Genomic DNA, 17,254 nt, shown 5'->3' on the forward strand with positions numbered 1-17,254 from the left:
TTTCGGACGTGACGAGCGTGAAGAGCTACGGCACCTTGACCCACTGAGCCTTGCTCGGCGTCCCCTTGGCGTCCGTCACGAACAGCATGTACCAGCCCGACTGGACCAGGTTCCGGTTCTTCGGGACGGTCACCGTCAGCTTGTCGCCGGACGCCTTGTAGTCCAGGGCGATCGACCGCTGGTCGACGTCCGTGACGTGCGTGGCGGCGCTCGGCCGGATCAGCCGGACCTTCTTGACCGAGGACGCGCTCGACGAGGTGAACGTCCCCGTCCCGCCGCGCTCGATGGTCTGCGGCCCGCCGGACAGCGAGGGCCGCTCCCCGTCGCCGTAGAGGTACGGCGGCGTGTAGATCTCGATGCGCTGCTCGAACTTGCCCGGCTTGGTGTTGGCCTTGTCGCCGTACAGCGAGTCCGAGCCGAAGAACATCAGGCGGCCGTCGGGCAGCAGGATCGACCCGGAGTGGTAGTTGCGGCCCACCAGCGGGTCGGCGACCCGCTTGAGGTCGTTCTTCTCCGTGTCGTAGAGGTGCGCCTGGAAGATGTTGGAGTCGCCGCGCCCCCGGTAGTCCTCCGAGCCGCCGGAGATCAGCACATTGTCGTCGGGCAGGATCGAGGCGTTCGGGTAGCGGGTGCCCTTCTCCAGGGACGGGCCGTCCTCGAAGCGCGGGTCCGCCTTCTTGAGGTCGACGATCCGGGTCTTCTCGCTGGACTCCTCGGACTCGCCGACGCCGCCGCCGCCGACCACCATGTACCGCTCGTCCTGCGCGGGCGGCAGCAGCACCGTGCCGGACGTCTCCATGAGCTTGGGGTCGCTGAGCCCGGGGATCTTCGCGAACTTGTTGGTCTCCACGTCCCAGACGCCCGGCTTACGGCCCACGTTGTCCGGTCCGTAGCCCGCGTTGGAACCCGAGTAGAAGACCTTGCCGTTCTGCATGAGGAACAGCGCCGGGTAGGTCGGGAACTGCCGGACCGTGTCCGTGTAGGTCCACTTCTTGGTCTTCGGGTCGAAGACCTCGTTCTTGCCCGGGACGAGCTGCCCGATGTCGTCGAGGCCGGAGACGCTGAGGATCTTCCCGTCGCTCAGGGTGGTGAGCGTCGGGTACCAGCGGGCCTCCTTCATCGGGTCGACCTTGATGTACTTCTCGGCGACGGGATCGAACTCGAAGGCGTCCCGGATGCCCTGGAAGTCCTTCTTGTCGAGGGCGAGCTTCTGCGCGATGCCGTAGGTGTTCTTGGCGTCGGCGCCGCTCAGGCCGTGGACCTTGTAGTTGTCCTGCGTGCCCGTCTCGTACTTCTGCCCGCGCTTTTGCGCCTCGACGTAGATACGGCCGAGCCCCGGGTCGTTGCGCAGGAACTTGCCGGTCGCCTTGTCGAACACCTTCTTCGCGCGCGGCACCAGCACCGGGTCCTTCGAGACGAAGGTCTTGCCGTTCGCCTTGCCCGTGAACTTGGTGCCCGCGGGCAGGGTGATCGGCTCGTCCGGGTTCTCGTTGTGGACGATCATCAGGCCGCCGGCCTTGGTGACGTCACCCTTGAGCTTCTCGTACCGCTTGGTGCCGCCGGCGATCAGGAGATTGCCGTTGGCGAGCTGGGTGTGGCCGGTGCAGAACAGGTCCGCGGGCGTGGGGACCTTCTTGATGGTGCCCTTGACCGGGTCCCAGATCCGGGTGTCGAACCTCTTCGCGTCGAAGTTGTCCTGGTTGTTGCCCGACCCCGCGACGAGCAGCACCTTGCCGGTGCGCAGCAGCGCCGCGTGGATGGTGTTCTGCCGGTATTTCTCGGGGAAATCGATGATCTCCCACTTGCCGTTGGCGGCCTTGTACTCCGGCTTGTTGATTGTGTACTGGTGGTATTTCTCGCTGCCGAAGCGGTAGAGCCACGGCCCGTTCATCCCGGCCAGCGCGAGTACCACCGCCGTGCCGATCGCGAGTCGACGGGCCCGGCGGCGGCCTGCACGGTCGTTCATTCCTTACGTCCCCCAAGTCCACCAAGGGCGATCTGCATGGTCTGGTCGGATCCCCCGACCTCCCTGTGGCCGCCGGGACCGGCGGCCCAACTGGGCTTGTGGTGCGGGGCGTGGGCGGCGGGCTGCTGCGGAATCGGCAGCGGCTGCGTCCGGTGCGGCCCCGCGGAGTCCTGCGGCTCTTCCGCGGCGGGTGGGGCGGGCTTCTTGGCGTCCTGCTTCAGCTGCCAGCGCCAGGCGAAGACCGGCGAGGCGGTGATCAGCAGCGCGAACGTCGCCCAGATGATCATCGCGGGGTGGGCGTGGCCGAAGGTGAAGCCGGCGGCGATCGACCCACCGAAGATCGCGACGAAGTACCAGTGGTAGCGGAACGTCCCGAACCAGCGGTCGGGGCTCGCGGAGTCGCCCTTGGGCGTGACCACGAACTTGCTCTTGCGCCGCAGCATGGAGTCGATGAGCGCCTTCGCGTACAGCGGCGCCGACAGCGCGGACATCACCATGCCGGCCACACCGCCGGAGCCCTCCGGCTCGTGCGGCGAGACGTTGTGCCGGCGGTTCCAGACGTACAGGCCGATCTGCAGGGCGGAGGCGTTGCCGTAGAGCATCAGCCAGATCGTGGGGTCGATGTTCACACCCGAGGCGCCCAGGCCCAGGAACAGGCAGCAGCTCAGCGCCGCCAGGATCCAGTTCATGGCCGACATCGGGTAGAAGATGATCATCATCGTGTAGTTGAAGAGCTTGCTCGGCGGCAGCGAGTACCAGCCCTTCCAGTACTGCCCGATGATCGTCTCGTACGTCCCTCGCGACCAGCGCATCTGCTGGGTGAAGAAGTCCGTCCAGGCGCTCGGGCCCTCACCGACGGCGAGCACGTCCGGCGTGTACACCGAGCGCCACTTGCGGCCCGTCGCCGGGTTCTTGTGGCGGTGCATCTCGAAGCCGGTCGCCATGTCCTCGGTGATCGAGTCGTACAGACCGCCGATCTGCTTGAGCGCCTTGATGCGCACGGCGTTGGACGTGCCGACGAACATGGGGGAGCCGTAGCGGTTGCCCGCGCGCTGGATCAGCGCGTGGAAGAGGAACTGCTGCGACTCGGCGGCCTTGGTGATGGGGTTGTCGTAGTTGCCGTAGACCTGCGGGCCGATGACGAAGCCGACGTCCGGGTCGCGGAAGAAGCCGAGCATCCGCTCCAGGTAGTTGGGCAGCGGCACGTGGTCGGTGTCGACCGAGGCGAAGAAGTCGTAGTCGTCGCCGTGCGCCTCGAGCCAGGCGTTGTAGTTGCCGTGCTTGGTCTTGGCGCGGTGCGCGCCCTTGGGCTGGTTCCACTTCGCGACGCCCTTGCGGGAGAAGTGGTGTACGCCCAGGCGCTGGCAGACGGCCTTCACATCGGGGTCGTCGCCCTCGTCGAGCAGCCAGACGTGCATCAGGCCCCGGTGGCGGATCTTCACGGCGGCCTCGAGGGTCTTCGTCACCATGTCCAGCGGTTCCTTGCCGGGCACGAAGGAGGTGAGGAAGGCCACGCGGGTGCCGCTCTCGGGCACCACGGGGATCGGGTCGCGGGCGACCAGCGTGGCGTGCGCGTTCGACAGCACGTTCATGCAGCGGAAGAACTCGATCAGGCCGATCGAGACGAGCATGACCATGTCGAGCGCGGGCAGCCAGTCGAAGGCCGGGTAGTCGCGCTCGGTCCAGTGCTCGGGCTGCAGCAGCCAGAACAGCAGGACCAGGGACAGTACCGGGGCGGCGGCCAGCATCAGGGCGACCCTGATGCGGTGCGGCTCCTGCGAGATGAGCGAGCGGTACTGCACCTTGTACGGCTTGTTCGGATCAGGCTGGGTGAGGGGACCCGCGAGCCGGCTGTAGTGCTCGTAGTCGTATCTCGGCAGATTCTTCTTGATCCGCCGGAATGTCCCCGTCGTGCTCATCCGGTGCCCCGGCACCCTGAGCTGAGTGGTCTGGGACGGGTCGTGGTCCTGCCGGGCACCCGTGGGCCTCGACGTCATGAGTCATCCCCCCACACGCGGACTCCGCGTGTTTCGTCGCTTTCCTTCCGTCAATGAAGGTCCCCCTCGACCTTCACAGACGTACCAGTGGTGGATCGCTGTCACCACGTCATCCACACCCTATAGACACGGCAACGCGACCTTCCGGTTGCATGATGCCCCCCTCGGCATCGCTCCATGAACGGGGCCCCTACTCCCGCTCTGTCGGCAACCGGTTCTTCTGCCCCCCAACTGCCGCGAATCCGCAGCATCTTGAAAAACCAGATAACCAGGGTTCTACGGCGTTCATCATGATCGCAAGATGCGAAACGCGGTGTTTACCGGTCATACGCGTTCATTGTGACGCGTGTGGGGACTCTGTGGAGCCGTTGTGGACAGACGGGCGCGGATATTGCCGAAGTGCTCTCTTATGGCCTCCTCCGCCCTCATCGAGTCACCGGACCGGACCGCGTCGAGGATCTCCCGGTGCTGCCGGCAGGTGACCTTCGGATCCTGCGGCTCGCCCCCGAGGTCCGTACGGACACGGTGGAAGGCGTCCCAGAACGCCTCCAGGACCTCGCACAGCAGCGCGTTGTCCAGCCCTCGGTAGAGGGTGGCGTGGAAGGCCCGGTCGGTCTCGGCGAGGCCGGCTCCGCGCGCGGCCTCCTCTTCCATACGGTCGACGAGCGCGTCCAGTTCAATGAGGTCCGCATCCGGTATCCGCCCCGAGAGCCGGGAGGCGAGCCCCGTCTCCACCGCCTCGCGCAGTTCGAGCAGCTGGAGCAGGGAGTCCTCGCCCCGGTAGTGCCCGGCGACCGTGCGGAAGGCGAGGCCCTCGATCATCGGCGCGAGCGACATCGGGCCGACGTACGTCCCGAACCCGTGCCGGATCTCGACGATCCCCATCGCCTGGAGCGCCTTCAGCGCCTCACGCACCGAGTTCCGGCTCGCGCCGAGGTGCTCCATCAGCTCCGGCTCGGTCGGCAGCGGGGCCCCGGAGGCCAGCCGGCGGTCGAGGATGAGCTTTTTGATCCGCTCTTGTAGGTCACGCGCTGCCATGGCGAGAGGGTATCCGGCCAATCGAGCGGTGCACCGGGTTCCGGCCAGGTGGGCGATGAGGACCCGGGGGAGACACAAGAAAGCCCCCCGCTTCCGCGAGGGGCTTTCCGGTCGGTGCGACTGCGCCCGGCTGGGCTTCCCTTTTCCGGCCCGCTGCGATGCCGAGGGAAGGGGGTGTGGGTGGCGGAGCCCCCACGGCGCGCGGCGAAGCCGCGCAGAAAAAGACGGTGGCGGCTTGGGTTCGCGCTTTCTGCGAACCCAAGCCGCCACCGGCATCGTGCGCCGCCAGGGACTCGAACCCCGGACCCGCTGATTAAGAGTCAGCTGCTCTAACCAACTGAGCTAGCGGCGCGCGCTGACGGCGTAACTCTACAGGACGTCCGGAGGTGCTCCGGACCACCGGGGCGGGCCCCGGGCGGCCCCCGCGAGGGCGGTCGGTTACATCATTCGGACCGTCAGCATGCGCGTGCGGAAGACAGTTGAGAAACTGACGGCGCGCGTCCGGGGCCGCACCGGGCACCGTCATTTTCCGCCGGAACTGTGAGGGGAATCGCATGAAGTCGCCGGTATTCGAGGAATTCGACCCCGGGGGCGACTGCGACTGCCCCGGCTGCGTCCACTGGCGCCGTGTCCTGCCGCGTTCCCCGGCCGGCCGTACCACCACCCATCCGGCCGCGCACCGGGCTCTCGCCCTGGCCGCCGTGGCCGCCGCCACCCTCGGAGCGGGCCACGCCGTACCGGCCGCCGCCGCCCCGCAGGCACCCCACCGATCGGGTGTCTTCGCAGATGACGAGCCCGAGACCCCCCAGGGCGACACGGCACCGCTGCACGGCTCGGACGGCCGGCAGGGCAAGCCCTCCGACGCCGCCCCGGCCGCCGCCATCAGCCGTACGGAGATCATGGAGCGGGCCAGGACCTGGGTCGCCGCCAAAGTGCCGTACAACATGAACGCGTACTGGTCCGACGGTTACCGGCAGGACTGCTCGGGCTATGTCTCCATGGCCTGGAAGCTGCCCGGAAACGAATGGACGGGCAGCCTCGCCCAATTCGGTGAACGGATTTCCAAGGAGGAACTCCAGCCGGGCGACATTCTGCTGTTCCACAATCCGGCCAACCCGGAGAGCGGCTCGCACGTCGTCATTTTCGGCGGCTGGACGAACACCAAGCACACCTCCTACACGGCCTACGAGCAGGCCCGCCCGCACACCCGCCGGCAGACCACCCCGTACGCCTACACGAGCGACTCCGACCGGTACGTCCCCTACCGCTACAAGGGCGTCACCGCGCAGGAGGAGCCCGCCCCGGCCGAGGACCGGCAGGAGGAGCCGGGCCCGGCGAAGGACCGGGGGCTGCCGGGCGCACCGGCCGCCACGCCCTACCCGGGAGCGACGTATTTCGGCCCCGGCGCGAACAACAAGTACGTCACCCAGCTCGGCCGCATGCTCGTCGCGCGCGGGGCCGGAGCCTCGTTCCCCGCGGAGCCAGGACCGCGTTGGACGGACGACCACCGGCGGGCGACCCGGGTCTTCCAGCGGGCGCAGGGCTTCAAGGGCGCGGACGCCGACGGGCTGCCCGGCCCGCGCACCTGGGAGCTGCTGGTCACGGGCAAGGGCAAGGACGTCACTGCTGCGGAGGCCGGGCCGCCGCCCTCCTCCCACGGTGTCCCCGGCTACCCGGGGCGGGCGATGTTCCGGCCCGGGGCGAGCAACCCGTACGTCACCCAACTGGGCAGGCAGCTCGTGCGGAAGGGGTTCGGCAGGTTCTACCCGGAGCGGCCGGGGCCGCGCTGGGGTGAGTCGGACCGGCGCGCCGTCGAGGCCTTCCAGCGCACCCAGGGCTGGCGGGGCGGAGCGGCGGACGGCTTCCCGGGGCCGGAAACCTGGCGGCGGCTGTTCTCGTAGCACTCCTGGCACTCACGGCACGGGGGGCCCACCCGTTGTGACGCATCTGGCGCGGAGGCTGGAGGCACGCATGACCACGACCACGTCCCACACGTCCGAGCCCGACGGACCGGCCGAGGGGCCGGCCAGGACCGCCCGGCTCATCCAGAACGAGTCGACCACCGAGATCCCCGTCCATCTGCTGTTCCGTGACGAACCCGGCCCGGCGCCGATGCCGCTGAGGTCGGCGGTCGTCGGCCGTCGCCAGGGCACGGGGGAGCAGCCGCGTCTCGGGCGCCCGGCCGCCCTGGCCCCGCGTCCGGTGCCGGAGGCCGATCCCGACCTGGTGGAGCGGACCGCGCGGGTGCTGCCCGGTGCGGCGGGCGTCCTGGCCGGGGCGTGCGGGGCGGCCGGATGCGTGGCCACCTCCTGGTGGGCCGGGGTGCTGCCGCCGCTCGCGGTGGAGGCGCTGCGGCTGCCCGCCCACGCCGGGGCCGGGCTCGGTCCCGCGCAGTGGGCGGCGTACGCGGGAGCCGGGGCGCTCGCGCTGTTCGGGTTCGGCGGGCTGGCCCGGGGGAGGACCGGGCGGGCCTGGGTGCTGGATCTGTTCGGCCGCTACCGGGGGACCGTCCGGCGCTCCGGCCTGCTGTGGGTCAACCCGCTGCTGCTGCGCCGCCGGGTGGACGTACGGCTGCGGCACTGGCGCAGCGAGCCGGTGCCCGCGACCGACGCGCACGGGGTCGCGCTGCGGGTGGTGGTCCTGGTGGTGTGGCGGGTGCGGGACACCGCGCGGGCCACGCTGGGCGTCGAGGACCACGAGGCGTACTTGCGCGCGTGTGTCGAGGCGGCGCTGGCCCGGGTGCCGGTGGCGATGCCGGGCGGCTCGAAGGGAGCCGGGGAGGCGGCGGCCGAGGTGCTGACCCGGCTGGTGACGGCGGAGGCGGCCCCGGTCGGTCTTGAGGTGTTCTCGGTGCAGCCGCTCAGGGCGGAGTACGACCCCGAGGTCGCCGCCGCGCTGCACCGCCGCCGGATCGCGGCGCTGGACGCCCAGCACCGGGCGAGTGTGCTCACCTCGGTCGTGGACTCGGTGGAGGACACGGTGACCCGGCTGACCATGCGGGGGCTGGTCGAACTCGACGACCGCGAGCGGAAGGTGCTGGTGAAGGACCTGACGGTGGCCTTCTGCGCGGGGCGCGGGGAAACGGCCCCGTGATTGGTATGGACATGTTCAACTAACGTCCCTACATTCAGACTTGGTCTAGACCTACCTGCACGGCTCACTGAACATCCCCCACGTTCTCCAGGAGCGGCAGCATGCGCACAAGGACCAAGTTGTCCGCAGCCGCGGTGGGACTGGCCACGACCGGAGCCCTCGTACTCTCCTCCGGCGGCGCCAGCGGCCACGGCTACACCGACCTCCCCATCAGCAGGCAGAAGCTCTGCCAGAACGGCACCGTGACCAACTGCGGATCCATCCAGTGGGAGCCGCAGAGCGTCGAGGGCCCGAAGGGCTTCCCGGCGTCCGGCCCGGCCGACGGGCAGATCTGCAACGCCGGGCTCGGCCACTTCGGCCAGCTCAGCGCACCGCGCACCCCGTCCGGCGGCGCCTGGCCCGCCACGAGGGTGACGGGCGGCCAGAGCTACACGTTCCGCTGGCAGTTCACGGCCATGCACGCCACGACCGACTTCCGGTACTACGTCACCAAGCCGGGCTGGAACCAGAACCACAACCTGGCCCGGTCCGACCTCAACCTCACGCCGTTCTTCACGGTCCCGTACAACGGCCAGCGGCCACCGCAGACGCTCTCCCACAGCGGCAGGCTGCCGTCCGGGCTGAGCGGCCGTCATGTCATCGTCGCCGTATGGACGATCGCCGACACGGCCAACGCGTTCTACGCCTGCTCGGACGTCACGTTCTGAGCCGTCCGAACGGTCTGAACCTCTGAGGTTCTCTTGAGTCACCGCCTCGGCCGGCGTGGGTAGGTTTCTCCCACGCCGGCCGATCGATGGCCGCGCAGGGCCTCGGGGGGAGCTCATGGAAGTCCTGTTCTACGCCGTGCCCACGCTCATGATCGCGGTCGCTTCCTGCGCCGTGGCCGTGGTGATCCGCCGCTCCGTCCGGGTCAGCCGCGCCTGGAACAGCGGCCTGACCGCCGAGGCGCGCTGTCTGCGGACGTACACCACGACGAGCGGTGGCGGCGACAGCTCGGTACGTACGACTCTGCACCACGTCTACGAGTTCACCGCGCGCGACGGCCGCGGCGTCCGGTTCGAGGAACGGGGCGGGCCGGGGACGACCCTCGAGGGCGACATCGTCACCGTGCACTACCCGGCAGACCGCCCGGAGCACGCCACGGCCAGGCCTCCGGCGCCTGGGAAGCTCATGGCGGGCACGGGATGCCTGCTCGCCTTCCTCGGCACGTTCATCCTCTTCGCCCTCGGCTTCATGGCGGTGACGTACGCGATGTTCTCCGCCGTGGGCGACTTCCCGCAGCCGTAGCGCTCCACATCTGACGATACGTCAACTACCGTGCGCGCCCATGGACTCCAGGGCGAGCACGGTGGCGGAACTCGTGGCCGACCGGTGGGGCGACCACCGGCCCGGGCTGCGCTACGAGGACGGGGTGCTGACCCACCACGAGGTGGCGGCGGGCGCCGCCGCCCGGGCCGCGCTGCTGTCCGACCTTCTGCCCACCGGCGCCGAACCCCACCTCGGGGTGCTGCTCGACAACACCCCCGAGTTCCCGCTCTGGCTGTGCGCAGCGGCCCTGGCCGGGGCGGCCGTCGCCGGGGTCAATCCCACCCGGCGCGGCGCCGAACTGGCCCGCGACATCCTGCACACCGAGTGCCGCGTCCTGGTCACCGAGCGGGCCCGTCTGCCGTTGCTCCGGGGCCTGGACCTGCCCGGGGTGCGCCTGCTGGTGACGGACACCGCCGACTACGCCGGTCTCCTGGCCCGCTACGCCGACGCCCGGCCGGACCCGTCCCGCGCGGCCCCGTCCGACCGCTTCCTGCTCTACTTCACCTCCGGCTCGACCGGCGCGCCCAAGGCGGCCCTCTGCTCCCAGGGCCGCCTGGCCGCCGCCGGACGCTCCCTGGCCGGCCAGTTCTCCCTGGGCCCGGACGACGTCCACTACGTCTGCATGCCGCTGTTCCACGGCAACGCGGTGATCGCCGACTGGGCACCGGCGCTGGTCACCGGGGCGGCCGTGGCACTGCGCCACCGCTTCTCGGCGTCCCGCTTCCTGCCGGACGTGCGCCGCTACGGGGCGACGTACTTCACCTATGTCGGCCGGGCGATCCAGTACGTTCTGGCCACCGAGCCGCACCCCGGGGACCGCGACAACCCCCTGCGTCTGGGCTTCGGCACGGAGGCGGGCGCGGTGGACGCGGCGGCGTTCGAGCGGCGGTTCGGGGTGCGGCTGGTCGAGGGGTACGGCTCGTCGGAGGGCGGGGCGGCCGTGCAGTGGTCGCCGGGCACACCGGTCGGAGCGGTCGGTCGGGCGACGCCCGGGCTGGTGGTCCTGCACCCGGAGACCGGCCGGGAGTGCCCGCCGGCCCGCTTCGACACGGCGGGCCGGCTGCTCAACGGGGACGAGGCGATCGGCGAACTGGTCAACCAGGGCCCCAGCCCCTTCGAGGGCTACTGGCGCAACCCGGCGGCCGAGGCGGAGCGCCGCAGGGACGGCTGGTACTGGACGGGCGACCTCTTCTGCCGCGACACCGACGGCTACCTCCACTTCGCCGGCCGCACCGACGACCGCCTCCGTGTCGACGGCGAGAACCTGGCCGCCGCGATGATCGAGAACATCCTCGCCCGCTACGAGGGGGCGGCGGCGGTCTGTGTCTACGCGGTGCCGGACCCGGTGACCGGCGACCAGGTGATGGCGACGATCGCGGGCGCCTTCGACCCGCTGTCCTTCGCGGAGTTCCTGCTCGCCCAGCCGGACCTGGGGACGAAGATGGCCCCCCGGTTCGTCCGGGTGACCGACCGCATGCCGGTCACGGCCACGAACAAGATCCACCGGGCTGCGTTGCGCGGGGAGGGCTTCCGGTGCGCCGACCCGGTGTGGTGGCGACCGCCGGGGAAGGCCACGTACCGCAGGCTGACCGGGGCGGACCTCGAACACGCCGAAGGGCCTCTCGCTCCCACGAGAGGCCCTTCACCGGTGCGCCGCCAGGGACTCGAACCCCGGACCCGCTGATTAAGAGTCAGCTGCTCTAACCAACTGAGCTAGCGGCGCATGACTCACGCCGACCTGCGGAATCGTGTTCCGCGGTGGGCGACGGGAAAATACTACCCGGTCTCCGGGGGTGCTTCCGACCACCTGGCGACCACCCGGCGGCGGGCTAGATCGCCATGGAGAGCAGGACCGGGGCCGCGTTGCGGTTGAGGGCGTCGGCGGCCTGGCGGAGGCGGTGGGCGTGCTCGACCGGGAGGGACAGGGCCAGGCAGCCGACGGAGGAGCCGGCTGTGATGGGGACGGCCGCGCAGACCGTGCCGACCGCGTACTCCTGGAGGTCCAGGACGGGCACGGTGGCGGGCTGGGCCTCCAGCCGGGAGAGCAGCAGGCGGTCGCTGGTGATGGTGCGCGAGGTGAGGCGGGCCATCTTGTGCCGGGAGAGGTGGTCGCGGCGGCCGGCGTGGTCGAGCTGGGTCAGCAGGCTCTTGCCTATCGCGGTGGCGTGGGCCGAGGAGCGGAAGTCGACCCACTCGTTGACCTTGGGCGTGGCCGGGCTGTCGGCGTACTGGGTGACGCTGATCTCGCCGTCGACGTAGCGGCTCATGTAGACGGCGGCGCCGACCGAGTCGCGCAGCCGGTCGAGGGTGTGCTGGAGCTTGTCGCGCAGGGTCTGCTCGCGATGGCGGGCGGAGCCGAGGCGGGCCAGTGTCTCGCCGGTGACGTACGCGCCGTCCGCGATCTGCTCGACGTAGCCCTCGCGGCGCAGCATGCGCAGCAGGGCGGTGAGCCGCTCCGGTCCGATGCCGGTGCGCCGGGCGAGTTCGGTGTCGGTGACGCCGGAGCTGTTTCGCGCCACCGTCTCCAGGACGCGCAGGGCTTCCTGGGCCGAGTGGTACGGGGTGGTCGGCTCGTTCCTCAGCGCCACGGTGGTCTCCCCCTGCGCTTGCTGTTGGCCGTAATCCGGACAGCGAATCATCTCCACGATAACCGGCAAAGGGGTTGTGGAGAGCGGGGGTTGACAAGATTCCGGGCCCCCGGGCCGGGGCATCGACCCGCTGGCATATGCCAGGAGCATGCCCCGATCCGAGGGCCCGGTGTCGGCCCTGCTTACGGGCCGTAGTCAGAGGACTGCGCTGAGGAACTCCCTCGTGCGGTCCAGCTCCGGGTCGCTGAAGATCTTCTCCGGCGGGCCCGACTCGATGACCCGGCCCGAGTCGAACATCAGTACCTGATCGGAGATGTCCCGGGCGAAATTCATCTCGTGGGTCACACAGAGCATGGTGATGTCCGTGCTGCGGGCGATGTCCCGCAGCAGGTCCAGCACGCCCGCGACCAGCTCCGGGTCGAGCGCCGAGGTCACCTCGTCCAGCAGCAGCACCTGGGGCTGCATCGCCAGCGCCCGGGCGATCGCCACGCGCTGCTGCTGGCCGCCGGAGAGCTGGGCGGGGTGGGCGTCGCACTTGTCGGACAGGCCCACCATGTCCAGCAGGCCCTTGGCCCGCTCCACCGCCTCGTCCTTCGACATGCCGAGGACGGTGACCGGCGCCTCGGTGAGGTTGCGCAGCACGGTCATGTTCGGGAACAGGTTGAACTGCTGGAACACCATCCCGATCTTCTTGCGGACCTCGCGCACCTCCTTGTCGGAGGCGGGGAACAGCTTCTGCCCGTCGACCGTGATCGTGCCCTCGTCGGGCTTGAGCAGGGTCATCAGCAGCCGCAGGATCGTCGTCTTGCCGGAGCCGGACGGCCCGATCAGGGTGACGTGCTTGCCGGCGTCGACGGAGAAGTCCAGGTGGTCCAGGACGGTGTTCTGGCCGAACCGCTTGGTGACCTGTTCCAGCCGGATCAGCTCGCCGGTGCTCTTGGCGGGGTTCTTCTCGGGATCGGTCCCGGGGGTGGGGAGAGTGTCAGTGGGCAAGGCGTCGCTCCAGGGCTCGCAGGGCAAGGGAGGCCAGGTAGGAAATGACGATGAAGGCCACGCCGATGACCGTGAGGGGCTCGGTGAACTGGAAGTGCTCCTGAGAGAACAGGCGCGCGTGGCCGAGCATCTCCAGGACGGTGATCGCCATCAGCATCGGCGTGTCCTTGAGCATCGCGATGACGTAGTTGCCGAGCGCGGGGACGACCCGGCGCACCGCCTGCGGCAGGATCACCGCGGTCCACGTCCGTCGCAGCGGCAGGTTCAGCGCCGTCGCCGCCTCCCACTGGCCGACCGGCACGGCCTCGATACCGGCCCGGTAGACCTGCATCGTGTACGTCGAGTAGTGCAGCCCGATCGCGAAGACACCGGTGGTCAGCGCCGAGAAGGTCAGGCCCCACTCCGGCAGCACGTAGAAGAGGAAGAACAGCTGCACCAGCAGCGGGGTGTTGCGGACGAACTCCGTGACCGCCCCGACCGGCCAGGTCACCCAGCGCGAGGGCACCCGCATCAGCAGCGCCCACGCCAGGCCCAGCGCGAAGGAGATCAGCGAGCCGAACAGCAGGATCTGCAGGGTGACCAGCAGGCCCTCCCAGAAGTCCGGCATGAAGTCGGAGACCGCGCTCCAGTCCCAGTTCATCGGACCCCCTCCACCACGGCCGGCTCAGGCGCCCGGGTCTTGCCGTCGGGCTTCTTCCCGACCCCGGTCTTGAGCTTCTTCTCCAGTCCGCGCATGACCCGGGTGAGCAGGAAGGCGATCACGAAGTAGATCAGCAGGATGTACGTGTAGATCTCCGCGCTCTCCTGCAGCGCCAGGCGCACCAGGTTCGCGCTGAACGTCAGATCGCCCATGCCCGTGATCGACACCAGCGCGGTGCCCTTGAGCAGCTCGATCAGCAGATTCGAGAACGGCGGGATCATCTCCGGCACCGCCTGCGGCAGCAGGATCAGCCGCAGCCGCTGCCAGGGCGTGAAGCTGAGCGCGATGCCGCCCTCCTGCTGCGCCGGGTCGACCGAGCCCAGCGCGCCGCGCACGATCTCCGCGCCGTACGCGCCGTAGGTCAGCCCGAGCGCGAGCGTGCCCGCCCACAGGGGTACGAGCTGCCAGCCGAAGGCGACCGGCAGCACGAAGAACACCCAGAAGATCATGACCAGGGCGGAGGTGCCGCGGAACACCTCGGTGTAGAAGCCCGCGAGGAAGCGGACGATCCGCAGCCGGTGGCTGCGCGCGACGCCGACCACGAAGGAGACGGCCGCGCCCAGCAGAGCGCTGCAGACGAGCAGCTGGACGGTGGTCCACACGCCCTTGAGTACGAGTTCCCAGAGTCCCGAGGTCATCCGCCGCACAGCTCCTTCGCGGTCAGATCCGTCATCTCGGCCTTCGTGAAACCGAAGGGCCGCAGGATGCGGAACAGCTCCCCGCTCTTCTTGAGCTTGCGCAGCTCCACGTTGAAGGCGTCCCGCAGATTCGTCTCGGTCGGCCGGAACGCGAAGGCGCCCCCGTCCACGTGCGGCTTGCCGCCCACGATCGGCGTGAAGGGCTTGGTCGACTCCGCCTTGGCGGACTTCTTCACCACCTCGCGGGCGGTGAGCGCCGTACCGGCGAACACGTCCACGCGTCCCGCCTCGACCGCGTTCAGGCCCGCGACCTGGTCCGGGACGATGAGGATGTCGCTCTCCTTGTACCCCGCCTCGACGGCGTACTGGATCTCGGCGTAGCCGGTCCCGGTGGCGAACTTCGCCTTCTTCGCGACGACGTCCTTGTAGCTGTGCAGCCCCTTCGGGTTGCCCTTGCGCACGATGAACGCGTCGAGCATCTGGTAGTCCGGGTCGGAGAAGATGACCTGCTCGCAGCGCTCGGGGTTGACGTACATCCCGGCCGCGACGACGTCGAACTGCTGGGAGTTCAGGCCCGGGATGAGCGAGCCGAACTCGGTCGGCACGGGCTGCACCCGGTCGACGCCGAGACGCTTGAAGATCACCTTGGCCAGCTCCGGTGCCTCACCGGTCAGCTCGCCGTTCTTGTCGATGAACCCGAACGGGATCTCGCCGGCGATGCCGAGGCGGACGACGCCCGCCGCCCGAAGCCGTTCGAGGAGGTCACCGCCCTCGACGTCCGAGGCGGTGGCGACCCGGCTGCATCCGGCGGCACCCAGCGCGCCGAGCGCCGCCACCCCCGCGAGCAGCGATCGGCGTGTGGGACCGGACACGGCCCCGGACACGGTCCGGGTTATGGGGTCCGGAATTCTGAGGGGGCTTCTCTGTGGTGGAGCCATGGGCGCGCGGCTACCCGACCGCACCGGAGTTATGCCGATCTTTTCAAGCCCCGCTCTTCGGCGATGCACCCTTGACCGCGGGCCCGAGGGGCACTCCCATGGAGGGCATGGCTGATCGCTACATCGAACTCTCGCTGGTCAAGCGTGACGTGACCTGCACGGCCAAGCTGCTGGACGACCGCGCGCCGATCACCTGCGCGGCCGTCTGGGATTCCCTTCCGCTGGCCGGGGACGTCTACCACGCGAAGTACGCACGCAATGAGATCTACGCCCTTTTCCCGCCATTCGCCGAAACCGAACCACCCCTGGAGAACCCGACCATCACTCCCATCCCCGGCGATCTGTGTTATTTCACCTTCGCCGGGGCGGAGCTGGGCACCAAGTCCTACGGCTACGACCGCGAGGTCCGCGCCGGGACCACGCTCGTCGACCTGGCCCTGTTCTACGAGCGCAACAACCTGCTGCTGAACGGCGATGTCGGCTGGGTCCCCGGCATCGTCTGGGGCCAGGTCGTCGACGGCCTGGAGAACATGGCCGAGGCGTGCAACGACCTGTGGAGGTCGGGAGCGGCGGGGGAGACCCTCAGCTTCCGGAGGGCCTGACCCGGCCGGCGGACGCCACGCCGGCCTCGTACAGCGCGTGGGCCGCCCGCAGCACCAGATCGTCCCGGTGCCGGGCGGCCACGAGCTGCAGACCGATCGGCAGACCGTCCCCGTCGGCGCCGACCGGCACGCTCGCCGCGGGCTGCTGCGTCATGTTGAACGGGTACGTGAACGGTGTCCAGCCCGTCCAGCGCCGGTGGCCCGATCCCTTCGGCACCTCGGGGCCCGCCTCGAACGCCGTGATCGGCAGGGTCGGGGTGAGCAGCAGGTCGTAGGTGTCGTGGAAGCGGCCCATCCGGCGGCCCAGATCCATCCGGACGTCCACCGCGGCCAGATAGTCCAGCGCCGAGTAGCGGGCCCCCTGGTCGCAGATCTCCCTGAGACCCGGGTCCAGCAATTCCCGCTGATGCGGGCCGAGGTGCTCGGTCACCCGGGCCGCCCCGCTGAACCACAGGGTGTGGAAGGCCTCCACCGGGTCGGTGAGGTCCGGGTCGGTCTCCGTGACGTACGCGCCGAGCTCCGCCAGCCGCTCCACCGCCCGCCGCACCGCCGTCGCGACCTCCGGGCGCACCGCCACCTGCCCGCCCAGCGACGGCGAGTAGGCCACACGCAGCCCGCGCACCCCGCCCGCCAGGCCCTCCGTGTACGCACCCGGCGGCGGGGCGAGCGCGGACCAGTCACGCGAGTCCGGGTGGCCGATCACATCCATCAGCAGCGCCGAGTCCGCCGCGTCCCGGGTCATCGGCCCGACGTGCGCCAGCGTCCCGAACGCGCTCGCCGGATACAGCGGCACCCGCCCGTACGTCGGCTTCAGCGCGAAGATCCCGCAGAACGACGCCGGGATCCGGACACTGCCGCCGCCGTCCGTGCCCAGCGACAGCGGTCCCGCGCCGAGCGCCACGGCCGCCGCGCTGCCGCCGCTCGATCCGCCGGCGGTGCGCGAGGGGTCGTACGGATTGCGCGTCACGCCGTTCAGCGGCGAGTCCGTCACGCCCTTCCAGCCGAACTCGGGCGTCGTCGTCTTGCCGATGAAGACCGCCCCGTGCTCCCGCAGCCGGGCCACGGACGGGGCGTCCTCGTCCCAGCGCCCCGCCGGATCCACGGCCTTCGACCCGCGCAGGGTCGGCGCGCCGCGCTGCAGCAGGATGTCCTTCACCGTGACGGGCACCCCGTCCAGCAGCCCCCGCGGCTCCCCGCGCCGCCATCGCTCCTCCGACTCCCGGGCCCGGGCCAGCGCGTCCTCGCCCGTCAGCCGGACGAAGGCATTCACCTCCGGCTGAATCGCCTCGGCCCGCTCCAGAGCCGCCCGCGTCGCCTCCACGGGACTCCACTCGCCCTTGCGGTACCCGTCGAGGAGCCGTACGGCGGTCAGGTCGGTGAGCTCGGTCATCCA

The 17,254-nt window shown here is 70.1% G+C and carries 15 protein-coding genes and 2 tRNA genes; 6 read left to right on the plus strand and 11 right to left on the minus strand.

Annotation, left to right across the window (positions count from 1 at the left end; genetic code table 11):
* Positions 1-25 precede the first annotated feature (25 nt).
* The 4 genes from glxA to KJK29_RS23815 all read right to left on the minus strand — a co-directional run bounded on the left by glxA (position 26) and on the right by KJK29_RS23815 (position 5,353).
* A complete protein-coding gene (gene glxA / locus KJK29_RS23800) occupies positions 26-1,966 on the minus strand; it encodes a radical copper oxidase GlxA (RefSeq protein WP_215121155.1) in 1,941 nt (646 codons plus the stop codon).
* Positions 1,963-3,963 carry a glycosyltransferase family 2 protein gene (locus KJK29_RS23805; RefSeq protein ID WP_215121156.1) on the minus strand — a complete coding sequence of 667 codons (2,001 nt, stop codon included), beginning with the start codon at positions 3,961-3,963 and terminating at the stop codon, positions 1,963-1,965. The genes glxA and KJK29_RS23805 overlap by 4 nt, the downstream gene beginning before the upstream one ends.
* 324 nt (positions 3,964-4,287) lie before the next feature.
* A complete protein-coding gene (locus KJK29_RS23810; protein ID WP_215121157.1) occupies positions 4,288-5,001 on the minus strand; it encodes a FadR/GntR family transcriptional regulator in 714 nt (237 codons plus the stop codon).
* Positions 5,002-5,279: 278 nt separating this feature from the next.
* A tRNA-Lys gene (locus tag KJK29_RS23815) sits at positions 5,280-5,353 on the minus strand.
* A 202-nt stretch (positions 5,354-5,555) separates the two neighbouring features.
* Between KJK29_RS23815 and KJK29_RS23820 the strand changes: the two genes are divergently transcribed.
* From KJK29_RS23820 to KJK29_RS23840, 5 genes are all read left to right on the plus strand, one after another.
* On the plus strand, positions 5,556-6,902 hold the full coding sequence (locus tag KJK29_RS23820; protein ID WP_215121158.1) for a peptidoglycan-binding protein: 1,347 nt from the start codon (positions 5,556-5,558) through the stop codon (positions 6,900-6,902).
* A gap of 70 nt (positions 6,903-6,972) precedes the next feature.
* A complete protein-coding gene (locus tag KJK29_RS23825; protein WP_215121159.1) occupies positions 6,973-8,094 on the plus strand; it encodes an SPFH domain-containing protein in 1,122 nt (373 codons plus the stop codon).
* Between the two features lie 101 nt (positions 8,095-8,195).
* Complete coding sequence (locus KJK29_RS23830) at positions 8,196-8,801, plus strand: lytic polysaccharide monooxygenase auxiliary activity family 9 protein (protein ID WP_215121160.1); 606 nt, start codon at positions 8,196-8,198, stop codon at positions 8,799-8,801.
* A gap of 115 nt (positions 8,802-8,916) precedes the next feature.
* Positions 8,917-9,381 (plus strand): DUF3592 domain-containing protein, encoded by a 465-nt coding sequence (locus KJK29_RS23835; protein WP_215121161.1) that lies wholly within the window; start codon positions 8,917-8,919, stop codon positions 9,379-9,381.
* Between the two features lie 40 nt (positions 9,382-9,421).
* Positions 9,422-11,086 (plus strand): long-chain-fatty-acid--CoA ligase, encoded by a 1,665-nt coding sequence (locus KJK29_RS23840; RefSeq protein WP_215121162.1) that lies wholly within the window; start codon positions 9,422-9,424, stop codon positions 11,084-11,086.
* Here KJK29_RS23840 and KJK29_RS23845 read toward each other — a convergent pair.
* From KJK29_RS23845 to ehuB, 6 genes are all read right to left on the minus strand, one after another.
* Positions 11,052-11,125: transfer RNA gene (locus KJK29_RS23845), tRNA-Lys, on the minus strand. The genes KJK29_RS23840 and KJK29_RS23845 overlap by 35 nt on opposite strands.
* Positions 11,126-11,231: 106 nt before the next feature.
* Entirely contained in the window at positions 11,232-11,990 is a 759-nt protein-coding gene (locus KJK29_RS23850; RefSeq protein WP_215121163.1) for an IclR family transcriptional regulator, read from the minus strand.
* A 195-nt stretch (positions 11,991-12,185) separates the two neighbouring features.
* A complete protein-coding gene (gene ehuA, locus KJK29_RS23855) occupies positions 12,186-12,983 on the minus strand; it encodes an ectoine/hydroxyectoine ABC transporter ATP-binding protein EhuA (protein ID WP_215121164.1) in 798 nt (265 codons plus the stop codon).
* Positions 12,973-13,623, minus strand: coding sequence for an ectoine/hydroxyectoine ABC transporter permease subunit EhuD (gene ehuD, locus KJK29_RS23860; protein WP_215121165.1), 651 nt, complete (start codon positions 13,621-13,623; stop codon positions 12,973-12,975). The genes ehuA and ehuD overlap by 11 nt, the downstream gene beginning before the upstream one ends.
* Positions 13,620-14,321 (minus strand): ectoine/hydroxyectoine ABC transporter permease subunit EhuC, encoded by a 702-nt coding sequence (gene ehuC / locus KJK29_RS23865; protein ID WP_215121166.1) that lies wholly within the window; start codon positions 14,319-14,321, stop codon positions 13,620-13,622. Before ehuC ends, ehuD begins: the two co-directional genes overlap by 4 nt.
* A complete protein-coding gene (gene ehuB, locus KJK29_RS23870; protein ID WP_370869157.1) occupies positions 14,318-15,259 on the minus strand; it encodes an ectoine/hydroxyectoine ABC transporter substrate-binding protein EhuB in 942 nt (313 codons plus the stop codon). Before ehuB ends, ehuC begins: the two co-directional genes overlap by 4 nt.
* Positions 15,260-15,366: 107 nt before the next feature.
* Between ehuB and KJK29_RS23875 the strand changes: the two genes are divergently transcribed.
* On the plus strand, positions 15,367-15,861 hold the full coding sequence (locus KJK29_RS23875; protein WP_215121167.1) for a DUF3830 family protein: 495 nt from the start codon (positions 15,367-15,369) through the stop codon (positions 15,859-15,861).
* On the opposite strand, the gene KJK29_RS23880 is transcribed toward KJK29_RS23875, so the two are convergent.
* Positions 15,842-17,251, minus strand: coding sequence for an amidase (locus KJK29_RS23880; protein ID WP_215121168.1), 1,410 nt, complete (start codon positions 17,249-17,251; stop codon positions 15,842-15,844). The genes KJK29_RS23875 and KJK29_RS23880 overlap by 20 nt on opposite strands.
* Between the last annotated feature and the right edge of the window lie 3 nt (positions 17,252-17,254).

This window comes from Streptomyces koelreuteriae (assembly GCF_018604545.1).
Taxonomy (GTDB): domain Bacteria; phylum Actinomycetota; class Actinomycetes; order Streptomycetales; family Streptomycetaceae; genus Streptomyces; species Streptomyces koelreuteriae.